Origin of the sequence: Paucisalibacillus globulus (genome assembly GCF_900184735.1) — a bacterium.
In the GTDB taxonomy this organism is placed as follows: domain Bacteria; phylum Bacillota; class Bacilli; order Bacillales; family Amphibacillaceae; genus Ornithinibacillus; species Ornithinibacillus globulus_B.
This window is the reverse complement of the sequence record NZ_LT855386.1, coordinates 103,996-124,491: the sequence shown is the minus strand read 5'-3', so window position 1 is coordinate 124,491 and position 20,496 is coordinate 103,996. Positions and strand designations below refer to the sequence as shown.

Annotated in this window: 18 protein-coding genes; all 18 read left to right on the top strand. The window is 35.3% G+C overall.

What is annotated here, in order from left to right:
- The first annotated feature begins 4 nt into the window (after positions 1–4).
- The 18 genes from BN999_RS02745 (at position 5) to BN999_RS02660 (ending at position 20,307) form a co-directional block, all read left to right on the top strand.
- Positions 5–1,057 (top strand): protein-glutamate methylesterase/protein-glutamine glutaminase, encoded by a 1,053-nt coding sequence (locus BN999_RS02745; RefSeq protein WP_096269871.1) that lies wholly within the window; start codon positions 5–7, stop codon positions 1,055–1,057.
- Position 1,058: 1 nt separating this feature from the next.
- The gene (locus BN999_RS02740; protein ID WP_096269870.1) at positions 1,059–3,083 is read left to right on the top strand and encodes a chemotaxis protein CheA; all 2,025 of its coding nucleotides are present in this window, start codon (positions 1,059–1,061) and stop codon (positions 3,081–3,083) included.
- A 27-nt stretch (positions 3,084–3,110) separates the two neighbouring features.
- Positions 3,111–3,584 carry a chemotaxis protein CheW gene (locus tag BN999_RS02735; protein ID WP_096269869.1) on the top strand — a complete coding sequence of 158 codons (474 nt, stop codon included), beginning with the start codon at positions 3,111–3,113 and terminating at the stop codon, positions 3,582–3,584.
- Position 3,585: 1 nt separating this feature from the next.
- Positions 3,586–4,215 (top strand): chemotaxis protein CheC, encoded by a 630-nt coding sequence (locus tag BN999_RS02730; protein ID WP_096269868.1) that lies wholly within the window; start codon positions 3,586–3,588, stop codon positions 4,213–4,215.
- Complete coding sequence (locus BN999_RS02725) at positions 4,208–4,714, top strand: chemotaxis protein CheD (protein WP_096269867.1); 507 nt, start codon at positions 4,208–4,210, stop codon at positions 4,712–4,714. Before BN999_RS02730 ends, BN999_RS02725 begins: the two co-directional genes overlap by 8 nt.
- A gap of 30 nt (positions 4,715–4,744) precedes the next feature.
- Positions 4,745–5,518 carry a FliA/WhiG family RNA polymerase sigma factor gene (locus tag BN999_RS02720; RefSeq protein ID WP_096269866.1) on the top strand — a complete coding sequence of 258 codons (774 nt, stop codon included), beginning with the start codon at positions 4,745–4,747 and terminating at the stop codon, positions 5,516–5,518.
- A gap of 26 nt (positions 5,519–5,544) precedes the next feature.
- Positions 5,545–6,915 carry a DUF342 domain-containing protein gene (locus BN999_RS02715; RefSeq protein WP_176481855.1) on the top strand — a complete coding sequence of 457 codons (1,371 nt, stop codon included), beginning with the start codon at positions 5,545–5,547 and terminating at the stop codon, positions 6,913–6,915.
- 24 nt (positions 6,916–6,939) lie between these two features.
- Complete coding sequence (locus BN999_RS02710) at positions 6,940–7,236, top strand: hypothetical protein (protein ID WP_096269864.1); 297 nt, start codon at positions 6,940–6,942, stop codon at positions 7,234–7,236.
- Between the two features lie 5 nt (positions 7,237–7,241).
- Entirely contained in the window at positions 7,242–7,694 is a 453-nt protein-coding gene (locus BN999_RS02705) for a helix-turn-helix domain-containing protein (RefSeq protein ID WP_096269863.1), read from the top strand.
- Positions 7,695–7,852: 158 nt separating this feature from the next.
- On the top strand, positions 7,853–8,599 hold the full coding sequence (gene rpsB, locus BN999_RS02700) for a 30S ribosomal protein S2 (protein ID WP_096269862.1): 747 nt from the start codon (positions 7,853–7,855) through the stop codon (positions 8,597–8,599).
- Between the two features lie 145 nt (positions 8,600–8,744).
- Positions 8,745–9,629 (top strand): translation elongation factor Ts, encoded by an 885-nt coding sequence (gene tsf / locus BN999_RS02695; protein ID WP_096269861.1) that lies wholly within the window; start codon positions 8,745–8,747, stop codon positions 9,627–9,629.
- Positions 9,630–9,727: 98 nt separating this feature from the next.
- A complete protein-coding gene (gene pyrH, locus BN999_RS02690; RefSeq protein WP_096269860.1) occupies positions 9,728–10,450 on the top strand; it encodes a UMP kinase in 723 nt (240 codons plus the stop codon).
- A gap of 2 nt (positions 10,451–10,452) precedes the next feature.
- Complete coding sequence (gene frr / locus BN999_RS02685) at positions 10,453–11,010, top strand: ribosome recycling factor (protein WP_096269859.1); 558 nt, start codon at positions 10,453–10,455, stop codon at positions 11,008–11,010.
- Positions 11,011–11,259: 249 nt separating this feature from the next.
- On the top strand, positions 11,260–12,018 hold the full coding sequence (locus BN999_RS02680; RefSeq protein WP_096269858.1) for an isoprenyl transferase: 759 nt from the start codon (positions 11,260–11,262) through the stop codon (positions 12,016–12,018).
- Between the two features lie 15 nt (positions 12,019–12,033).
- Positions 12,034–12,834 (top strand): phosphatidate cytidylyltransferase, encoded by an 801-nt coding sequence (locus BN999_RS02675; protein WP_096269857.1) that lies wholly within the window; start codon positions 12,034–12,036, stop codon positions 12,832–12,834.
- A gap of 42 nt (positions 12,835–12,876) precedes the next feature.
- On the top strand, positions 12,877–14,139 hold the full coding sequence (rseP, locus tag BN999_RS02670; RefSeq protein WP_096269856.1) for an RIP metalloprotease RseP: 1,263 nt from the start codon (positions 12,877–12,879) through the stop codon (positions 14,137–14,139).
- A 328-nt stretch (positions 14,140–14,467) separates the two neighbouring features.
- A complete protein-coding gene (locus BN999_RS02665; RefSeq protein ID WP_096269855.1) occupies positions 14,468–18,757 on the top strand; it encodes a PolC-type DNA polymerase III in 4,290 nt (1,429 codons plus the stop codon).
- Between the two features lie 605 nt (positions 18,758–19,362).
- Positions 19,363–20,307, top strand: coding sequence for an STAS domain-containing protein (locus tag BN999_RS02660; protein ID WP_096269854.1), 945 nt, complete (start codon positions 19,363–19,365; stop codon positions 20,305–20,307).
- Positions 20,308–20,496 lie beyond the last annotated feature (189 nt).

Below are 20,496 nucleotides of genomic sequence, written 5' to 3'. Positions count from 1 at the left end.
GGTTATGACTCCCATTCGTGTAATTGTAATCGATGATTCTGCATTTATGCGCAAGATGATTTCAGATATATTAGAAACTGATAACCGAATACAAGTTATTTCAACAGCAAGGAATGGGGTAGATGGGTTAAAAAAGATAATAGAGCTATCACCAGATGTAGTCACTCTTGATGTCGAAATGCCAATCATGGATGGCATAACTGCTTTAGAGCATATTATGGAACAGCATCCGGTACCCGTTGTAATGTTGTCTAGTCTGACCAAGGATGGAACAATCAATACAATGAAAGCTATCACGAACGGCGCAGTAGACTTTATCCCTAAGCCATCTGGTTCGATTTCACTTGATATTACAACAATTGAACATGAAATTATTAATAAGGTAATTGCTGCTTCTAAAGTAAATCTATCAGATTCAAATGTGAGTGTGCGTTCACCTAAGATTAATAGGGCAAAGCTAAAGCATCCCACCACAATGGTATTTATAGGTGCTTCAACCGGTGGACCAAGAGCTTTACAACGACTCATACTCGATTTACCTAAAGACTTTTCTTGTCCTGTCTTAGTGGTACAACACATGCCTGCAGGTTTTACGAAGTCACTAGCTGACCGTTTAAATAATCTATCCGATTTACATATAAAAGAAGCGACTCATGGTGAGATAATTAAAGATAGAACAATTTATATTGCTCCGGGTGATTACCATATGAAGATAAGAAGGGCTGGTACAGTTCATGCAATTGAACTTACACAGGAAAGTTTAAGAGCTGGTCATAGACCGGCAGTAGATATCATGTTAGAATCAGCTGCAAATCTTTCTCAAGTGAATAAACTTGCAGTCATCCTTACTGGGATGGGAAGTGATGGTTCCAAAGGTATTGAAATACTTAAGAAAACGGATCCAGAAACAACTGTAATAGCTGAGTCTAAAGAATCAGCTATTATCAATGGAATGCCAAATGCCGCTGTAAAAACAAATGCTGTAAATTATATTGTTCATATACAACAAATGGGTGAAATGATTCATGCACTAACTAATAGATCCGGGGGGTTTTAGAATGGATACGGCACAATATTTAGATGTTTTTATAGATGAGAGTAAGGAACATATAGAAACTCTCTATAGAAAATTACTAGATTTAGAGAAGAATCCTAATGAGAAAACAATTATTGAGGAGATTTTTAGGTCAGCTCACACCTTAAAAGGTATGTCAGCAACGATGGGCTATAATGATTTAGCCACATTAACCCACACTCTTGAAAATGTGTTTGACGCTATCCGGTATGAGCGGGTTCGGGTTCAATCTGAAATGATAGATCTATTAGTTGAAACAGTTGATCAGCTACAAATTATGGTTGATGATATTTCTGGTGGTGGAGACGGTTCACATAATATTACTAGAATCGAAAAACAGTTGCAGTTGATTGAGAAAGGACAATTATTGGAAGATACAGAACAAGATTTAGTGCAAGAAGAAGTTTCTGTTCATACTACTAGTGTATTCACCAATATTGACGAATTTGAACTTTCTATCTTGAATGAGTCTCAAGAACGAGGATTCCAGAACTTTGAAATTACAGTCCGCTTAAGGGAAGATTGTCTATTAAAGGGTGCTCGTGTATTCATGGTTTTTGAAGTTTTAGAACAGCTCGGCGAAGTTATTAAATCGGATCCCCCAGTTAGTGACTTAGAAGAAGAAGACTTTGAATTTACGTTTTCTGTTATTCTTGTTTCGAACCAAGCTCCAAAAGAAATAGAAGAAAAAATTAAAAAAGTCTCTGAAATTGAATCTGTTATGGTACATCCTTTCTCAATAACAAAATATCGTGAATCAAAAGATAGTAACTCATCGGTAAATAAAATTACTGACCATAACTCAGTTAATAAAGATAAAGAAGAACAACAAAAAGAGCTACAAGTACCTGTGAAAAACCAACAAAAAACAATTCGAGTTAATATTGATAAATTAGATGTTTTAATGAATCTCTTTGAGGAATTAATTATTGATCGTGGCCGTTTAGAACAAATTTCTTCAGATTTGAAAAATGCTGATTTACAAGATACGGTAGAACGAATGTCAAGAGTATCAAGTGATTTGCAAAGTATCATTTTGACCATGAGGATGGTACCGATTGATCACGTGTTTAGTAGATTCCCTAGAATGGTTCGGAAATTGGCTCGGGATCTCGAGAAACAAGTGGATATTGAAATTATAGGTGCAGATACAGAGCTTGACCGGACGGTAATTGATGAAATTGGAGATCCGATTGTTCACCTCCTACGAAATGCCATTGATCATGGTATTGAAACGCCAGAAGAAAGATTGCAAAAAGGGAAAATAGAAAAAGGTACCATTAAATTAAAGGCCTATCATAGTGGAAATCATGTATTTATTGAGATAGAAGATGATGGGGCTGGTATTAACAAAGAGAAAGTACTATCTAAGGCAATCAATAATGGATTATTAACCGAAAGAGAAATTGATGCTTTAACCGATCAACAAATCTATGAATTAATTATGGAAAGCGGATTTTCCACTGCAGATAAGATCTCCGATATCTCAGGTAGGGGTGTAGGTCTTGATGTGGTAAAGAACACAATAGAATCCTTAGGTGGTAGTATCTCTATTGATTCAGAACTTGGTAAAGGATCTGTATTCTCAGTTCAACTACCATTAACATTGACCATAATTTCTGTTCTGTTGGTTGAATTAAATAAAGAGAAGTATGCTATACCATTGTCATCGATAATTGAGACGGCTATTGTTTCTAAAGAACAAATTCTTTCTGCTCACCATAAAAAAGTAATTGATTTTAGAGGAAAAGTAGTTCCTTTAGTGAATCTAAAAGACGTTTTTGATATTCCGAACACGAACCTTGATGATGAGTACACGTCTATAGTTATCGTTAAAAAAGGGGAAAAAATGGCAGCACTTGTCGTTGATTCTTTTATAGGCCAACAAGAAGTTGTACTTAAATCTTTAGGCTCTTACTTGAGTAATACTTTTGCAATATCAGGTGCAACAATTCTTGGTGATGGACAAGTAGCACTAATTATTGATAGTAATTCAATCATTAAATAAGTTAGTAATCCAAGGGGGAAACAGTCAATGAGTTTAGAAACAACTACCGAGAAAAAGGTTATTGTATTTCAGTTAAAAGATGAAGAATTTGCAGTCTCCGTTCAACAAATAGGTTCTATTGAACGTATTCAATCAATAACGAGAGTACCAAACACGGAAAAATTTGTAAAAGGAGTTATTAATCTAAGAGGGGTTGTAACACCCATCATCGATCTTCGTACTCGTTTAGGAATCGAAGAAACAGAATACAACGACTCAACTCGTATCATCATCGTTTATCTAGATGATATGGAAGTAGGTCTAATCGTGGATGCCGCTAATGATGTAATTGATATTCCAACTCAAACTATTGAACCTGCTCCAGAAGTGATTGGAGTGGTTAATCAGGATTATATTGAAGGTGTGGCGAAACTAGAAAATCGACTACTCATCCTACTTGACCTTAGAAAGATACTAACTGCTGAGGAAATTACCGAGTTAAAAACAGTAGAAGGTCAATAATATGAAGTATCAACAATTCTCAACTATTCAACTAGATGCACTGAAAGAAATAGGCAATATCGGGGCAGGTAATGCCGCTACTACCATGTCCAGGTTAATTCGTAATAAAGTCGATATGGAAGTTCCAAGTATTGAGATCGTTGCTTTCGATGATGTAATGGAAATGGTTGGGGGTCCTGAACAATTAATTGTTGGAATACTATTTCAAATTCATGGAAAAGCACCTGGTATGGTCTATCTTTTATTTACATTAGAGGAAGCGGAAGCTCTAGTAAGACAAATGACCAATAATAACGAAATATCATTTACAGATCAGGATGAATTGGCAGTATCAGCTCTTCAAGAAGCAGGCAATATATTAGCTGGTTCATACCTAACCGCTCTATCTGATTTCACCAATATTAATATGCAGCCATCTGTCCCTCATTTAAGTGTTGATATGGCAGGGGCAATACTTACTGTTGGGTTGCTTCAAGTTTCTGAGGTATATGATTTTGCTATCATTATCAATACTAAAATAATTGATACAGAAGAAAGTAATCAAGGTATTAATGGTCAACTTCTACTGTTGCCATCACCAGAGTCATTCACAAAAATATTTCAAGCATTAGGAATACAAGACCATGAGTAGCCAAACACAGGAATGGTCCATTGTAAAAGTCGGGATTGCGGATTTAAATGTGGTGACTGCCCCTGATATGATTAGGACTTCGGGTTTAGGTTCTTGTGTAGGTGTTGTTATTTACAATATCCAAAGAGAAATTGCAGGTATGGCACATATTATGTTACCTGATTCTAGTCTTGGGAAGCAGGAATCATTAAATCAATACAAATATGCTGATACTGCAATTGACATACTAGTAGATAAACTTTGCAGTAGAGGACTTAGAAAATCACAACTTAAAGCAAAATTAGCTGGTGGCGCACAAATGTTTCAAATAAATACTTCTAATGACATTATGCGAATTGGTAAAAGAAATATAGAAGCGGTTTTAACTAAATTAGAAGAACACAACATACCGGTTGAATCATCGGATGTTGGAGGAAGTTACGGCAGAACTATTGAATTCAATCCCAAAACAGGGAAACTAAAAATAAGAACCATCACAAAAGGCGAACATGTTATTTAACTAAAAAATGGATAGGGAGGAGCAAGTCATTTGGGAACAAAAATCTCTCCTCTAGAGCAAGAACTATGGAATAAATGGAAAAAACATCAAGATAACGAAGCAGCCAATCAACTTATTCAACAATATATGCATCTTGTAAATTACCATGTTGAAAGAACAATGAGTCATTTACCTAGTAATGTACTAAAAGATGACATAAAAAGTCTAGGGTTATTTGGACTTTATGATGCTTTGAAAAAGTTCGATCTTGATCGTGATTTGAAATTTGATACGTATGCTTCCTTTAGAATTCGAGGCGCTATTATTGACGGATTACGAAAAGAAGACTGGTTGCCAAGATCAATACGGGAAAAAACGAAAAAAATAGAAAAAGCCTCACAAGAATTAATCCAACTATACCAAAGGGAGCCTAGTTCCGCTGAAATAGCAGAAGCTCTAGGACTTGAGGTGCATGAGGTAGAAACTCATGTTAAAGATGCAGTATTTGCTAATTTGCTTTCTATCGAAGAAAAATCTAAAGACGGCTCCAATCATCAACATAAAGAAGGAATTGGGTATACCATTCCAGACGATACTAGTATTCAACCAGATACACATATAGTTCGAAAAGAGCAATATCAAGAGTTAGCTAAAAGTATTAAAGGTCTAAAAGAAAATGAACAGATGATAATCAGTTTATTTTATCAAGAAGGGCTAACATTTACGGAAATAGGACAAGTTCTGGGGCTTACTACCTCAAGGATCTCACAAATCCATAAAAAAGTAATATTTAAATTACGTAACAAAATGCAAGAGGCCCTATAATTCTACATTAAAGGAGAAGCATGGTGATGGCCCAGCTTAGTCAACTCTTCAAAATCATTATATCTAAAGATGCAATGATTGCAGAACTCCATTTTACTGAAGAATACCTATTAAACAGAGATATAGAAATCACGATAAATTCTTTCTTAGACTTCCTAGCCAAAAACAATATTAACTTTGGTATTATTCAAGACCACATAGAAAAAGTAATTTCAGGAGTTTCACTTGAGGATTTTCCAATCATCATCGCTCAAGGAGAAGCTCCGATTTCAGGACGCGATGGAAACATAACCTATCACATTAATTTTAATCCAACCGTTGAAAAAAATGATGATTGGAATTTTCGAGAAGTGATGCGAATTCCATCAGTTAAAAAAGATGAAAAACTTGCAACCATATCTTTACCGACAGAGGGTACCCCAGGAACTAATGTGTCTGGGGTTAATATTCCTGCAAAACCTGGACGCCCGGTAAAAATAAAAGCAGGTCAAAACGTCCGGTTTTCGGAACAGGATATGTCCTACTACTCTAATTCAAGCGGCCAGGCTAATGTTCAAGCAAATTATATGCATGTTCATCCAGTTTATGAGGTAACATCTACCCTTTCAATGAAAGAAGGTAATATAGATTTTATCGGAACTATCGTGATAAAAGGAGATGTGCCTACTGGATTCTCGATTTCAGCTGGTGGAGACGTAAAAATATTTGGAATGGTCGAGGCTGCCACTATTGTGGCAAGTGGATCTATTTATGTGGCTGAAGGTCTTTCCGGAATGCAAAAAGGATCAATAATAGCTGAAGAAAACATTCAAATTGGCTATGTTAACCAAGGTACCGTTCGAGCTGGAAAGAATTTATATGTTGAGAATTCCATTCTTCATAGTGAATGTGTAGCTGGAAGGGAGATAATCTCTCAAAGGGGTAGTATAATTGGGGGCCGTGTTTCTGCTAGAGAAACAATCCATGTAAATCATGTGGGGAATTATATGAATACAAAAACCGAGATTTTGCTCGGACAAAATCATATCGAAACCCAAGAAATGGAAAAACTTTTAGTAGAAAAAAAGAAAATTGAGGACACATTGCAGAAATTAACAATTATTGGAGAAAAACTAACTCAGACACCCAATATCCGATCCAATCCGAAATTACTGTCAACATTACAAAAACAAAAACTATCCTATAATAAAAACATAGAGTTACTTAATAGTATTAAGGAACAACTTGACTCTTTTAGTACTGATGGCAATGAAAGAAAGGCAACATTGACCATCACAGGAAATTTATTTGGTAATACCATTATTAGTTTCGGAAAATATAAACGAGTCATTACAGAATCATACAAACAAGTCGAACTAGAACTTCTGCGTAATGAAATCTATATGCGTTCTATATAAATAGCGATTTCAGGAAGTGATAACATGAGTTGGAAATCAGTTGAAATGCAGGTTGCTCTCCCTAGAACAATGGATGCCGGAAAACTTCAAGAACAAAGTCTAAAGCAAAATCAACATTTTCAAGAAGCTCTTGCCCAAACGCAATTAATCCAAGAAAATATCAAAAGGAAGCGGGTTCAAGACTCAGATGAAGTTATGTTGCAAAAAGATAGCCAGAATCAAAAGAACGAAGAGAAGTATCTGCAAAAAAAACAGACTAGTGAAGCTGTAGAAAATATTAATCATCCATTTCTAGGAAACAATTTTGACAGTAGGAGCTAACTACTATGACATCTTTTTTATTTATTATTAGTTTTTTATTACATATCATAACCATCACGGCAATAATTGCAATAAATAAACAGTTAGTTACAAATAAATCCTCTAACACACAGGAAATAGTTAGTTTAATGGAAAGTTATTTAGAAGAAATAAAGAATGAAAATAAGCTTCTCGAAGAAGAGTTATCAAGAGCCGTAGATAAGACGATTACAAAACCTGGTCCATCTAGTTTAAAAGAGAATAGTAACTCCATATTGGACCAAGAGGATGTAAATGTTAGTATCGATTTAACCGACACCGGAGAAGCAGTGCGTGATGAGATAGAAGTATCAACATCCTCTAGAATACTTAAACTGTATAAAGAGGGCAATTCAGTAGAAGAAATTGCTCGGAAACTTGGTTGTGGTAAAACAGAAGTAGAATTAATTATAAAGTTTCATGAGAAAAGTAACATTTAACTTGATTACAAGCTATTGGTATGATATATTTATTTCTGGTGTAAATACAACAAAATGATTTATAACCACACACGCTTGTTGATTTGTATAATCGGTGCCCAATGGGTCTTTATACAGAAATGATGTAAGCGGAGGATAAACCTGAGGAGGAAAAAATAATGTCAGTAATTTCTATGAAGCAATTACTAGAAGCTGGTGTACATTTCGGACACCAAACACGTCGTTGGAACCCTAAAATGAAGAAATATATCTTCACTGAGCGTAACGGCATTTATATCATCGACCTTCAAAAAACAGTTAAGAAGGTAGAAGAAGCTTATAACTACGTTAAAGAGATCGCAGCTAATGGCGGTACTGTTCTTTTCGTAGGAACTAAGAAACAAGCTCAAGATTCTGTTAAAGAAGAAGCAATCCGTTCTGGAATGTATTATGTTAACCAACGTTGGTTAGGTGGTACATTAACTAACTTCCAAACAATTCGTAAACGTATTAACCGTTTAGTTCAAATTGAAAAAATGGAAGAAGACGGTACGTTTGAAGTACTTCCTAAAAAAGAAGTTGTAGGCTTGTTGAAAGAGAAAGAACGTCTTGTTAAATTCCTAGGCGGAATTAAAGAGATGAAGAAACTTCCAGATGCAATGTTTGTAATTGACCCTCGTAAAGAGCGTATTGCAATTGCTGAAGCACACAAATTAAACATTCCTATCATCGGAATCGTTGATACAAACTGTGATCCTGATGAAATTGATTATGTGATCCCAGCTAACGATGATGCTATCCGTGCTGTGAAACTTCTTACAGGTAAAATTGCTGATGCTATCCTTGAAGTTAAACAAGGTGAAGAATTAGAAGTAGCTGAAGAAGCTCAAACAGATGCTGTAGCTGAAACAACGGAAGAAGCTTAATTTCTGAAAAGGTCAGGTGATAAGAGGATAAGCCTTTTATCACCTTTTTTTAAGATACAAAGTTCTGTAGAGATCAGAACTTTCAGGTTTGTTATTAACAATAGTACAAATGCTAAATATGTAATAATACTAAGGAGGACTTAATATGGCTGTAACTGCACAAATGGTAAAAGAACTTCGTGAAAAAACTGGTGCTGGAATGATGGATTGTAAGAAAGCACTAACTGAAACTAATGGTGATATCGATCAAGCAATCGACTACTTACGTGAAAAAGGTATTGCGAAAGCTGCTAAAAAAGCTGACCGTATTGCTGCAGAAGGATCTACATACATTACATCTCAAGGTAATACAGCAGTACTTTTAGAAGTAAACTGTGAAACTGACTTTGTTACTAAGAACGACCAATTTAAGCAATTACTTGAAGACTTAGGTAACCATATACTTTCGCAAAAACCTGCTACTGTTGAAGAAGCATTACAACAAAAATTAAATGGTGATGGAGATACAGTAGAAACATACATTAACTCTGCTGTAGCTAAAATCGGAGAGAAAATTTCATTGCGCCGCTTTGAATTATTAACAAAAACTGATAATGATGCATTTGGTGAGTACCTTCATATGGGTGGCCGTATCGGTGTTCTAGCTTTATTAGAAGGAACAACTGATTCAAGTGTAGCTAAAGATGTCGCAATGCATGTAGCTGCAGTTAACCCTAAATATGTATCTCGTGATGAAGTTTCTGAAGATGTTATTAACCATGAACGTGAAGTTCTTAAACAACAAGCACTTAACGAAGGTAAACCTGAAAAAATCGTTGAAAAAATGGTTGATGGTCGCCTAGGTAAATTCTTTGAAGATATTTGCTTACTTGAACAAAGTTTTGTAAAAGACCCAGATCAAAAAGTTAAGAAATATGTAGAAAGCAAAGGTGCAACAGTAAAATCTTTCGCTCGCTATGAAGTTGGAGAAGGATTAGAAAAACGCTCTGAGAACTTTGCAGAAGAAGTAATGAGCCAAATTAAAAAATAATTTTCAGTGGGAGAAATAGGGGACATATCATGTTCCCTATTTCACCATGAGCACATAAATTATTTAGAGTTTATAAATTTATCTCTATGGAGGTTATTATGACAACAGCTCGTTACAGTAGAATTGTACTTAAATTAAGTGGTGAAGCTTTAAGCGGAAACCAAGGATATGGCATAGAACCAAAAGTTATACAATCGATTGCAACACAGGTCAAAGAGGTAGTAAAACTTGGAGTTGAGGTTGCTGTCGTTGTAGGTGGGGGTAATATCTGGCGTGGTAAGGTCGGTAGTGAAATGGGAATGGACCGTGCGACTGCTGATTATATGGGGATGTTGGCTACGGTAATGAACTCATTAGCGTTACAAGATGCCTTAGAAACAATCGATATTCCATCACGTGTTCAAACATCAATAGAAATGCGACAAGTAGCTGAACCATACATCAGGAGAAAAGCAATTCGCCACTTAGAAAAAAAGCGAGTTGTCATTTTTGCAGCTGGTACTGGTAATCCATATTTCTCAACAGATACTACTGCTGCGCTTAGAGCTGCAGAGATTGAAGCAGAAGTTATTTTAATGGCAAAAAACAATGTTGATGGTGTTTATTCAGATGATCCTAAAGTGAATAAAGAAGCCAAGAAATATGAAAATATTTCTTATATGGAAATGCTGAATGAAGGTCTTGGTGTGATGGATTCTACTGCGTCAACTTTGTGTATGGAGAATGATATTCCATTGATTGTCTTTTCTATTACGGAAGAAGGAAACATTAAAAAGGTTGTTGAAGGTGAAACAATCGGAACTATAATAAGGGGGAAATAATCATGACTGATCAAATTATGAACGAGTGCAAGGATAAAATGAAACAAGCTGTTCAAGCATTTTCTAGAAATTTGGCAACAGTTAGAGCTGGAAGAGCAAATCCTAGTCTTTTAGACAATGTTTTTGTTGATTACTACGGTGCAAATACTCCATTAAATCAATTAGCCACTATTGCCGCACCAGAGGCGCGTCTACTAGTGATCACTCCTTATGATAAAACAGCAATGGGAGATATTGAAAAAGCAATTCAAAAAGCTGATTTAGGTTTATCTCCTTCTAATGATGGTAACGTTATTCGCATTAATATTCCTGCACTAACAGAAGAGCGTAGAAAAGATCTTGTTAAAGTAGTAGGGAAGTATGCAGAAGAGTATCGTGTTCAAGTTAGAAATATTCGCCGTGATACAAATGATGCCCTTAAAAAGGCAGAAAAAGGTGGCGATCTTACTGAAGATGAATTAAGATTATCCCAAGATAGCGTTCAGAAAGAGACAGACAAGCATATTTCTGAGATTGACCAACTAGCAAAAAATAAAGAAAAAGAAATCTTGGAAGTTTAATTAGAACCCTTTGCTCACACAATATGTTTCTTTTAACACATAAATAAGCCCTCTTGTTTAAGGGGGCTTTTGTATTCTTATTGAAAAACCGTTATAATTAAAATAAATTTTGCTTTGTAATAGTGATGAGTTACACTATAGTGGGCTGTTATTATGGGTACGAAATCACTTATAGTCATATAACTCATTTTTTTAGCATAATTATTAAAGTATTTTCAAATGGTTAAACACCAGTGTTCGGAGGAAATTATGCCAATGAAACTTCCATTTTTTAAACCCAAAAAAGAAATACCCCTACAAGAAGAATTAACGAGTGTACCTGAACATGTAGCAATAATTATGGATGGAAACGGGCGCTGGGCGAAGAAAAGGGGACTACCACGAATTGCTGGTCACAAAGAGGGCATGGATGTGGTAAAAAAAACAGTGGAAACTGCTGTTAAATATAATGTTAAAATTCTTACCCTTTTTGCATTTTCAACCGAAAATTGGAAACGGCCAAAGTCTGAGGTAGAATATTTGCTAAAATTACCAAAGGAATTTTTACATATTTATTTACCTGACTTAATGAAAAATAATGTTAGAATTGAAACAATTGGAGATTTTGATTCGCTACCAGGATTTACTAAAGAAGCAGTTCAGTATGCTAAAGAAAAAACGAAGAATAATGATGGTTTATTACTGAATTTTGCATTAAACTACGGAAGTAGAAGTGAGATTTTAAGTGCTATTAAATTGATGATGAAAGATCTAGACAATGATAAGTTCTCACTTGAGCAGTTAGACGAAAACTTGCTTTCAGAGTATTTATACACACACGGATTAACAGATCCAGATTTATTAATCCGGACCAGTGGGGAACAAAGATTAAGTAATTTTCTATTATGGCAATTAGCTTACACTGAATTTTGGTTTACTGATGTACTGTGGCCAGATTTTAGTGAAGAGATATTTGTAGAGGCTTTAATGGACTATCAAAGAAGGTCCAGACGCTATGGAGGTATTTAAGGTGATGTATGGTATATGAAACAAAGGATTTTAACAGGAGTCATTGCAATAATCTTATTCTTACCCTTTGTAATCTATGGTGACCTTCCATTTACGGTTGTAGTTTACTTACTAGCAACTATAGGTTTGTATGAACTCCTTAAGATGCATAAAATTACGTGGTATTCAGCTCCAGGATTGATGGCTTTTATTTTATTATGGTTATTATTATATCCTGCAGCGATAAATGGAAATCTACCGTTTACTTCAAATACAGCTCAAATCATTCTGGTGTTTTTCCTATTATTATTAGCATACACCGTTTTATTAAAAAACAAATTCACATTCGATGATGTTGGGTTTGTGTTGTTAGCTGTTTTATATGTTGGTATGGGATTTTTCTATTTTATTGAAACAAGAAACGGTTCTGAAGATGGACTAGCTCAAGTGTTTTTTGCCTTATTACTAATCTGGTCTACTGATACGGGTGCCTATTTTACTGGCAGGTCATTTGGGAAGAATAAACTTTGGCCTGAAATTAGCCCAAATAAGACTATAGAAGGAGCATTAGGTGGAATAGTTGTTGCTACTATAGTTGGAGTTGTTTTTCATTTAATTTACCAATTCCCATATAGTATGGTTACAATTGTCATTGTTTCTATTCTGGTTTCTATTTTTGGACAAATTGGTGACCTCGTCGAATCCGCCTTTAAGCGCCATTATAATGTTAAGGACTCGGGTAACATCTTACCAGGACATGGTGGTATTTTAGACAGATTCGATAGTGCTATTTTTGTTTTTCCAGTTCTCCATTTGATATTACAATTAGTTAGCTAGAGATATACAACTCTTCTACTTCAATAAAGGAAGGTGTTCGGCTTGACAACAGTTATTGCGTTTATTTTTATGTTTGGACTTTTAGTATTTGTCCATGAACTTGGGCATCTCATTTTTGCAAAACGCGCTGGGATGTTAGCTCGAGAGTTTGCAATTGGAATGGGACCTAAAATATTTGCTTTCACCAAAAATGATACGCTTTATACCATTCGATTATTACCAATAGGTGGTTATGTGCGGGTAGCAGGTGAAGACCCAGAAATCATTGAATTGAAGCCTGGACACCATATAGGACTAGAGTTTAACGAGGAAGGTATTGTCAATAAGATTATTGTCAATAACAAATCAAAACATCCTAATGCTCGAGTAATTGAAGTAGAAAAAGTTGACTTAGACCATGAATTATTTATTAAAGGTTATGAGATTGATGAAGATGAATTACTTCATTTTAATGTAGATCGCCGTGCTTTATTTGTTATGGATGAAAAAGAAACTCTAATTGCCCCATATGATCGTCAGTTTGCTTCTAAATCACCTGGGAAACGTGCTATGCAATTATTTGCAGGTCCTATGATGAACTTTATCTTGGCAATTGTTATTTTCATTATTTTAGGTGTTGTTCAAGGTGTACCTGTTGAAGAGGCGAGAATAGGTGAGGTAATTTCAGGCAATCCTGCAGAAGAAGCTGGATTCCAACCTAATGATGAAATAATTCAGATTGAGGATAAATCTATATCAACTTGGGAAGAATTCACCACTATTGTTAGAGAAAATCCAGCTGAAGAGTTAAGTATGACAGTTCTGCGTGACGGGGAGACCGTTAATTTAACTGTAGTTCCAAATGAAATACCTATAGAAGGTGAAGAAGCATCAATAGGACAGATAGGTGTTTATCAATCATTGGAAAAGACATTTTGGGGCTCATTTAAATATGGTGCAGAGAAAACATATGAAACAACTTCTATGATTCTGACCAATCTAACAATGTTAGTAACGGGACAGTTAGGTCTTGATATGTTGTCAGGACCTGTAGGGATTTATGATGCTACCGACCAGGTTGTTCAGACTGGATTTATGAATTTTCTAATGTGGACTGCAATACTTAGTATTAACTTAGGTGTAGTAAACTTAGTTCCATTACCTGCATTAGATGGTGGAAGACTATTATTTGTAGGAATTGAACTTCTACGTGGTAAACCTATGGAACCAGAAAAGGAAGGAATATTTCACTTTGTCGGGTTTGCATTATTAATGCTGTTAATGATTATTGTTACATGGAATGATATTCAGCGTTTGTTCTTATAATCAGGGAACATTAGTACAATAAATGGATGGTCTAGTCATTTATCATTGTAATGATTACCAATATAAAAAGGTTGTATCTCTAAAGTAAAGAAGGTACTATATAAATAGAATATTTATGTTTTGGGACCCTTGTCTAATTTCATTTCGACAAGGGTTTCAATTGTTTCCTGTTTGGGAATTTTATATGTTCTTAATGTAATATTGGAAGTAGAGTGTAAAACATAAGTAACAAGAACAATAGATGAATGCTGAGCAAACACACAAGTTTTTTATTATGATTCCCTGAGAATGTCATTTATTGGCGAATGAATGCAGGAGGAATATGAGTATGGATATTTCGAAAAAAGAAAAAATGAATTTACTTTTAAAGCAAATTGAAATGCCGACTGATTATGTTCAAGAATTTTTCCAAGAAAGTTCTTTAGATAAACTAGAAATCTATAAACAAAAGAAAAGTTGGCATTTTAATATTATTGTAGAAAAAGTATTACCTACAACTATTTACCAAGAGTTAATTACCAGATTAAAAAATGCGTTTCAACAAATAGCTTCCGTACAGTTAACTTTACAAGCAGTAGATAATCAGTGTACCGAGGAATTAGTCAGTGAATATTGGCAGCTATTTTTAAATATCACTTCAGATATTTCTCCAGCATATCGTGATTTGGCATTTAACCAAAAGCCTCGAATTTATGGTAATAAGATTATGTTAACCGCGAGAAATGAAGTAGAGGCTACTGCCTTGAAGAGAAGGTTAGATGAAAGTTTTAAACTTTTCTGTAAAAGTGTCGGTCTGTCCTACTATCCTCTAACTATTGATGTAAAGACAGAGATGGATGAGATCCAGAAGTTTAGGGAACAGACCGCACTAGAAGATCAAAAATTAGTATTAAAAACCATTCAAGAAAAAGAAAAACGTGATAAAGATCGACCTGTTGCGGATAATCAGCCATTTACATTAGGGTACAAAATTCAAGAAGAACCAATCGAAATGCAGGAAATCCTTGAAGAAGAAAAACGAGTGGCAGTTCAGGGGTATGTTTTTGATGTTGAGATACGAAAATTAAGATCTGGTAGAAGCCTATTAATAGCAAAAGCAACAGATTACACAGATTCTTTACAAATTAAAATGTTCTCTAAAAATGATGAAGATGCAGCGAAGTTTGAGCAATTGAAAAAAGGAATGTGGATTAAGGCAAGGGGAAGCATCCAAACAGATATGTATTCCAATGAGTTAGCCATGATGGCCAATGATATGCATGAGGTTAACGTTGCATCACGAGAGGATTATGCTCCGGAAGATGAGAAACGAGTAGAGTTCCATACTCATACGACAATGAGCCAATTAGATGCAGTTGTTTCCCCAGCAAGACTAGTCGAACAAGCTGCTAAGTGGGGACATAAAGCTATTGCAATTACGGATCATGCTGGAGCACAAGGGTTTCCAGATGCACACAGTGCAGGTAAGAAACATGGAATTAAAGTTCTATACGGTGTAGAAGCAAATCTAGTAGATGATGGGGTACCCATTGCCTATAATGAAAGTGATATTGCACTAGATGAAGCAACATATGTTGTCTTTGACGTGGAAACAACTGGACTATCAGCTGTTTATGACACCGTTATAGAACTCGCTGCAGTAAAAATACATCAAGGTGAAATCGTGGATCGATTTGAGTCATTTGCTAATCCACATCATCCATTATCTCAGACTACTATTGATTTAACTGGAATTACCGATGAAATGGTACAAGATGCACCGGAAATTGATGATGTACTACGAGATTTTTATAAATGGAGTGGCAATGATGTATTTGTAGCTCATAACGCAAGTTTCGATATTGGATTTTTAAATCAAGGATATAATAAAATCGGATATGAAAAGGTTACTAACCCGGTTATTGATACCTTAGAGTTAGCTCGTTTCCTATTCCCTGAGTTGAAGAACCATCGATTAAACACGTTGTGTAAGCATTTAGACATTGAACTAACACAACATCACCGTGCAATATATGATGCCGAGGCAACAGGTTATTTACTATGGAAACTCGTACAAGCAGTGTTGAAAAAGGATATTACAAACCATAATCATTTGAATAATCACATGGGAGAAGGGAATGCTTATCAACGATCTCGTCCTTTCCATTGCACCATTTTGGCCCAAACACAAGAAGGATTAAAAAATCTTTATAAGCTTATATCGTTTGCACATATCGATTATTTTTATCGTGTTCCGAGAATTCCAAGATCAGTACTGCAAAAATATCGAACTGGTCTTCTCTTAGGTACTGCCTGTGATAAGGGTGAAGTATTTGAGACAATGATGCAAAAGTCTAAAGAAGAAGCTGAAAAAGCTGCAGAATTCTATGATTATATCGAAGTACAACCACCTAGTAATTATACTCATTTAATCGAGAAAGATTTGGTCCAAAATGAAGCTCAGATACTAGATATTATTACCAAATTGGTTGAGCTTGGGGAAAGAATGGATAAGAAGGTAATTGCTTCGGGTAATGTTCACTATATCGATGATCATGAAAAAATGTATCGTCAAATTTTAATTGCTTCGCAAGCCGGAAACCCACTTAATCGTGTAACATTACCAGATACTCCATTTCGCACTACAAATGAAATGCTAGATTTATTTAGTTTCTTAGGATTTGAGAAAGCAAAGGAAATTGTTGTTCAAAATACACAAGCTTTGGCAGATGAAATTGAAGAGCTCTCTCCAGTAAAAGATGATCTCTATACACCACGTATTGAAGGTGCAGATGATGAAATAAGAGATTTATGCTATTCACGTGCAAAGCTCATTTATGGTGAACCAATCCCTAAAATTGTTACCGATCGTTTGGAAAAAGAGTTAGATAGTATTATAAGTAATGGATTCTCGGTTATTTATTTAATCTCACAAAAACTAGTGAAAAAATCACTGGATGATGGATACTTGGTTGGATCAAGGGGGTCGGTTGGCTCTTCCTTTGTAGCAACCATGACAGAGATTACAGAAGTAAATCCATTACCACCTCATTATGTCTGTCCAGGCTGTCACTACAATGAGTTTATAACGGATGGTTCGGTTGCTAGTGGCTTTGATTTACCTGATAAAGATTGTCCGGAATGTGGAACTTCATTAAGTAAAGATGGCCAGGATATCCCGTTTGAGACATTCTTAGGTTTTAAAGGAGACAAGGTTCCGGATATTGACTTAAACTTCTCAGGCGAATATCAGCCTAAAGCTCATAATTATACAAAGGTTTTGTTTGGAGAAGATTATGTGTATCGTGCAGGTACAATAGGCACGATAGCAGAAAAAACAGCATATGGTTATGTGAAAGGTTATGCTTCTGATAAGAATTTAGTATTCAAGAATGCGGAAGTGGATCGGTTAGTAAAAGGGACAACAGGTGTGAAACGAACAACCGGTCAGCACCCAGGTGGTATTATCGTTGTTCCGGATTATATGGATATCTATGATTTCACACCAATCCAATTTCCTGCGGATGATAGAAAAAGTGAATGGAAGACAACTCACTTTGATTTCCATTCCATTCACGACAATATATTAAAACTCGACATACTTGGTCACGATGATCCGACAGTTATTCGTATGCTACAAGATTTAAGTGGAATTGATCCAAAAACAATTCCAACAGATGATAAAGAGGTCATGAAAATCTTTTCAAGCACTGAATCGTTAGGGGTTTCATCCGAACAAATAAATTGTAAAACAGGTACTTTAGGAGTACCTGAATTTGGTACTAAATTTGTACGCCAAATGCTAGAAGATACGAAACCTAGTACTTTTGCTGAATTAGTTATTATTTCAGGCTTATCACATGGTACAGATGTTTGGCTTGGTAACGCTCAAGAGTTAATAAATGATGGTATTTGCGAACTACCAGATGTAATAGGGTGTCGTGATGATATCATGGTATATTTAATGCATAAAGGTCTTGAAGCTTCTCTTGCCTTTAAAATAATGGAATCTGTACGTAAAGGTAAAGGTCTACAAGATGAGTGGATTGTAGAAATGAAAAAACATAATGTTCCTGATTGGTATGTTGAATCTTGTAAAAAAATTAAATATATGTTCCCTAAAGCACACGCTGCAGCTTATGTATTAATGGCAGTCCGAATTGCTTATTTTAAAGTTCATTATCCTATCCTATTTTATGCTGCATACTTTACAGTACGTGCAAGTGATTTTGATCTGGATACCATGGTAAAAGGATCTGAAGCAATTCGTAAGCGTATTGAGGAAATTTCGATAAAAGGAAATGATGCAGCTCCTAAAGAAAAAAGTTTACTAACAGTATTAGAAATTGCGCTTGAAATGTGTGAGCGAGGATTTTCATTCCAAAAAGTCGATCTTTATAAATCCAAAGCTTCTGAATTTGTTGTAGAAGGCAACACGTTAATACCGCCTTTTAATGCTGTTGAAGGTCTTGGTACTAACGCCGCTATTAACATCGTAAATGCTAGAGAAGAAGGGGAATTTCTCTCTAAAGAAGATTTACGTGAACGTAGTAGAATCTCCAAAACAGTCTTAGAATATTTGGATAATCATGGCTGTTTAGAAGGTATGGAAGAAAAGAATCAATTATCCTTGTTCTAGGTGATATTAAAATTATATGGGTTGTTCAGTTACTTTCCTGGGAACAACCCTTCTTTATAACTTAATTTCTTGATAGTCCAAGGTGTTTATATGTATAATAAATTCAAAATATTGTTTAATTGATTACGTTTTTAAAAACAAAGGCTGGTTACTAATAGATTGTTGTTTTCCACTTAGTTAAAATAACAAATAGTTGATAGAAACTGTGCGGTAAATAATTATTTTGGTTAGCCCAACATACTCGCTACGGAAATACACTCCGCTTTCCGCGGGCGGCTGGTGAGCCTCCTCGTGCTATCGCACTGCGGGGTCTCACCTATGCCTATCCTCCCGCAGGAGTCTCCGTGTATTTCCTTCGCTAGTATTGAGTGAAAAAAAATAAGCGATTAAAACCAACACTATAATTATTTACTAACTTAAGTTAGAAAACCTAAACTAGCGCAGGCAGAATACGGAGACTCCTGCGGGAATAGCACGTGTCCGAAGACCCCGCAGAGGCGAACTTACCTCGAGGAGGCTGAGGCCGGGCCCGCGGAAAGCGGAGTATTCTGCCGGAGCGGTATCGTTCCACTATCCCTTATTAATTATGAGGGTGGTTTATTAATATGTATCGCACTGTTTCTATAAATAGCAACAAGCTGCACGAAACTAGCCAATCAAAACAAGGAAGTGGTTTGTCTGTGTCTGATTTCAAAAAAAGTGAGAATATACATGAATTTTTAGAGGTAAATCGTAGCCTTTTTGAAGAGAAACTACTTAGTGTTGCGGTAAACGTTAGGGATAAGATAAACGAAATTCATTTGATTGGGAATATAAATTTATTAGATAATGCCCATCAATTAGTTTTACTTGTCGTTGATCAAAAAGAAGAAGAAGTAAAAGCATTTGCTAGGAAAGAGGGCATGGTTTGGGCTAAGTATGCGATGACACTAAGCTTTAAACTAGAATGGATACGGGCAATTCGTAAGACCTTTTGGGAATTTCTACATCAATTTGATGTGTTGACTGATAATAGAGAAAAGAAAAGTGATATTTTTTACTCAGAAACAAGTATGTATAATGAATTAATTGATTCTTTTACAAATGGATTCTTCATTAGTTATTCAAGATATAAAGATGAATTAATTGAGAAACAACAAAAATTAGTAAACAACCTATCAGTACCCATTATACCAATCACACCAGATGTAAGCATTTTACCGTTAATTGGTACTATCGATACGAATCGTGCAAACATTATTGAGGAAAAAGTATTATTAGAAGTTGGTAGACTCAGAATACAAACATTAATTATGGACCTCTCCGGTATAGCCGAAATGGATAATGAAGCAATTAAACTATTCTTAAAATTACTTGATGGTGTAACAATGATGGGAAGCAAGTTAGTTATAACCGGTTTACGTCCTGAAATCGTGCGTAATATGATCAATTTAGATGTAGAATTTGGTACTAAAGAAACTACAAAAGCAACACTACAAAAAGCACTACAAGATTACTTAAAGTTTGATACGATAAAAATTAATCATAATGGATTAGTAGATTATTTGTAATGGGATTCTACAAGGATTAAATAGTTGCTAATTTCTTGCAAGAATGGTTTACATATGGTATATTTTAGTAGTAAGTTTTGATAGCATCGGACAAAAGAGTGGGCATTCCCACTCTTTCTTCGTAATCTGCCTACTTTGTTTAAACTTCCCTTGCCTAGTTTTGGCAAGGGTTTTATATTGGTTTGCCTT